General features: G+C 60.5%; 4 protein-coding genes. 2 read left to right on the top strand and 2 right to left on the bottom strand.

Going from position 1 to position 3038, the window contains the following annotated elements; genetic code table 11:
* Positions 1 to 23: 23 nt before the first annotated feature.
* A complete protein-coding gene (locus AACS18_RS20135; protein ID WP_005338380.1) occupies positions 24 to 881 on the bottom strand; it encodes a helix-turn-helix transcriptional regulator in 858 nt (285 codons plus the stop codon).
* A 120-nt stretch (positions 882 to 1001) separates the two neighbouring features.
* On the opposite strand from AACS18_RS20135, the gene AACS18_RS20140 reads away from it, so the two are divergent.
* Together AACS18_RS20140 and AACS18_RS20145 are read left to right on the top strand one after the other, a co-directional pair.
* Positions 1002 to 2381 carry an MATE family efflux transporter gene (locus AACS18_RS20140; protein ID WP_108613133.1) on the top strand — a complete coding sequence of 460 codons (1380 nt, stop codon included), beginning with the start codon at positions 1002 to 1004 and terminating at the stop codon, positions 2379 to 2381.
* A gap of 123 nt (positions 2382 to 2504) precedes the next feature.
* Positions 2505 to 2753: a YciN family protein gene (locus AACS18_RS20145; RefSeq protein ID WP_005338382.1), complete on the top strand. Its 249-nt coding sequence runs from the start codon at positions 2505 to 2507 to the stop codon at positions 2751 to 2753.
* 32 nt (positions 2754 to 2785) lie between these two features.
* On the opposite strand, the gene AACS18_RS20150 is transcribed toward AACS18_RS20145, so the two are convergent.
* Positions 2786 to 3038, bottom strand: a 253-nt coding sequence (locus AACS18_RS20150; RefSeq protein WP_146184804.1) for a diguanylate cyclase, incomplete at its 5' end; no start/stop codon positions are given.

Raw genomic sequence — 3038 nt, forward strand, 5'->3', positions numbered from 1 at the left:
CCTAGGGGCTTGTCTCATTAATTTCAAAGAGTTTGCACATCCGTTGCAAAAGGTTTGCGACCCAGTCGACGAAAGGCGCCGGGGGTCTGACCAGTCAGACGACGAAAGCGGTTGGCAAAGTTGGCTCCATCGCTGTAACCGACCCGGGCCGCCAGCTCGCCAAGTGGCCAGTTGGTATAGAGCAGCAGCTGGCGCGCCTTGTTCATTCTGAGCTCGGTCACCCTCGCCATCGGCCCCATACCGAACGCTTGCTGACAGAGCCGGTGCAGATGGGGCACGGAGCAGGCCATCTGTCGGGCCAGCAGGGCGACACTCCAGGGTTCGTCCAGGCGCGCCTCCACCCGGCGAAACAGTGCCTGCAATCTAAGTTCAGGGGTGCCGCGCACCTCCCCTTGCAGGGTGCGCTCCAGCAGCGCCAGCAACAGGCTGAGCAGTTGAGGTTGCAGCGAAGAGCGAACCCCCTCCCCCTGCATCAGGCTGAGCAGATGGTAGAGCTGATCGCCGCCATCCCCTTGCCAGATACGGTGGCCAAGGCGGTGCAGATGCTGCCAGCGCGGCACATCATCGAGCAAAATCCAGCTGATCTGCCAGCTTTCGCCAATCAGCTTGAGACCACCGGGCACGGCGGCGGGCAGGAAAATCAGTGACCCGGCCGGAATGGCTTGCTCACCCTCGTCGGTGAGCAGCGCGCCACCCTCATCGTGACTCACCATCAGAATGTGAAACTCGGGGCGATTGCGACGGATGAGGTAGTGATCCCGCACCCGGGAGAGGCCGGTCAGGAAGATCCCCGCCTCGCCGAGCAGGGGCAGCCCTTCACGTCCCAGCATCTGCTCTTCACAGGCTGGCGCTATCTCCAGACACTCGCTGGCAAATGGCATAACACCTCAACAGGATAGTTTTACACAAGAAAATCGAGAGCACCTCACAGTGAAGCCGCTCGCCACTCCCCCTATCATACCCATGACAAACCTTGCTTTTCTCATACCCGGTTAACACTAATGAATTATTGGCAAGCGATTTTAAAACAAACCACCGATCGCGAGTTCATGACCCGATTGTGGCGGCTGGCTCTGCCTGTCTCGCTGCAATCCATGATGTTCTCCCTGCTCGGCCTCATCGATATCATGATGGTGAGCCAGCTTGGCACCACGGCTGTGGCGGCGGTCGGCTTGGGTAACCGGGTCTTCTTTTTCAATCTGCTGGTGATAGCGGGCCTCGCGGGCGGGGTCTCGGTATTGGCAGCACAATACTTCGGGCGCGGGGAGATGGCCGGGGTGCGCCGCTCCCTGGCGCTGGCCATAGTGGGCGCTCTGCTGGTCACCCTGCCCTTTGCCTTCATCTATGTGTTATCACCGGGCAGCGTGCTGGGTTTTGCCAGTCAGGATCCGGCACTGCGCGAGCTGGCGGATCAATTCTTGATGATCACCGGCGCTACCATCCTCTGTACCGCCATCGTGGTGCCGCTGGAGTCAGCCCTGCGCTCGGTCGGCAATGCCGCCGCGCCGACCCGCATCGGCATTATCGCCATCATCGCCAACGTCATCCTCAACTACGCCCTCATCTTCGGTCACTTCGGCTTCGAGGCGATGGGGGTCGCCGGTTCGGCCTGGGGCACCACCATTTCCCGGCTGCTGCAGACAGCCCTGCTGCTGCTCTACGTAAAGCGTTATGAGGCGCGCCTGATCCCGCGCGCACCAGACTGGCTGGCCGCCTTCAAGCGCAAGGAGGTGATGCGCTTTATCCTGATCGCCCTGCCGCTGCTGTTCCATGACGGCCTCTGGGCCTTCGGCATGCTGATTTACGGCTTTCTCTACGCCCATCTTGGCACCGATTCGCTGGCCATCATGACCACCCTCGGCACCCTGGAGAGCATCCTTATCTCCCTCTTCTTCGGACTGGCGGTGGCCTGCTCCACCCTGCTCGGTCACCGGCTCGGGGCCGAGGAGTACGAGGTCGCCTGGCAGCACTCCCAGCTGTTCCTGCTGCTGGCACCGATTGGCGCGCTACTGGTGGGGATCATCGTCTGGCTGCTGCAAGCCAACCTGCTGCAGTGGGTCGGCAACCTGCCCCCCGAGCTGATGACAGAAGCGGGTCAGGTGCTCGGCATCATGTGCCTCGGGATGCTGCTCAAGGTGTTCAACATGGTGGGGATCATCGGAGTGCTGCGCTCTGGCGGCGATGTGAACTACAGCATCTTTATCGACATCGTCGGCATGTGGTGCATCGGCATCCCGCTCGCCTGGGTGGCGGTCACGCTGCTCGGCTGGCCCCTCTCCTGGGTGGTGGCGGTGGTCTTGCTGGAGGAGCTCAGCAAGGTATTGCTGGTGCAGCGCCGTATTCGCCAACGCTGCTGGTTGAAGAATCTGGTGATCGGATAAACAGCCACAAATCGGGGTCATATCAATGACAGAAAAACCCTGTTTGCAGTATGCTGGGCGCCTCTTCAATCAGAGGCAGGGATCCACGGTTTCCCTGTCCAGTAGTCGTTTAAGGAGACGAGCATGCAACCACAGAAAGAGCTGATCACCGAGACGGCCCTGCTTGAGATGGCCAACAAGATCATCAAAGAGCATGAAGACTTCATCCACGGTATGCGCGCCGATTCGGTGGAGCAGAAGGGGGATATTCTGGTGTTCAAGGGGGAGTATTTCCTGGCCGAAGACGGCACCCCGACCGGCAAGACCATGGCAGTCTTCAACATGTTCAAGCTGCTGGCCCAGCAGCTCTCCGGCAAGTACAAGCTGGCCTGATCGCACCAGCTCATTGCCAACAGATGCCGCCCTCAGGCGGCATCTGTTTTTGCGCGGTTCTGCCCCTCGACCACCACGCAGTTGCGTCCCGCCATCTTGGCCTGATAGAGACACTCGTCGGCACGGTTGATCAGAATATCGATGGTGTCATCGGCACGAGCCATGGCAATCCCGATACTCACCGTCACCTCCAGCAATTCGTCCGAGGTGGGGCTCTTCACCAGCCGCGCCTCGACGGCAATGCGCAGCCGCTCAGCCATTTTGCTCGCCAGTGCCGGATCGGCG

The organism is Aeromonas sp. HMWF015 (genome assembly GCF_963878965.1).
Taxonomy (GTDB): domain Bacteria; phylum Pseudomonadota; class Gammaproteobacteria; order Enterobacterales; family Aeromonadaceae; genus Aeromonas; species Aeromonas veronii.

Excerpts from the sequence above, each read along its gene's own strand:
- AACS18_RS20135 (WP_005338380.1), bottom strand. The coding sequence starts at position 881 with ATGCCATTTGCCAGCGAGTGTCTGGAGATAGCGCCAGCCTGTGAAGAG.
- AACS18_RS20145 (WP_005338382.1), top strand. The coding sequence starts at position 2,505 with ATGCAACCACAGAAAGAGCTGATCACCGAGACGGCCCTGCTTGAGATG.
- AACS18_RS20140 (WP_108613133.1), top strand. The coding sequence starts at position 1,002 with ATGAATTATTGGCAAGCGATTTTAAAACAAACCACCGATCGCGAGTTC.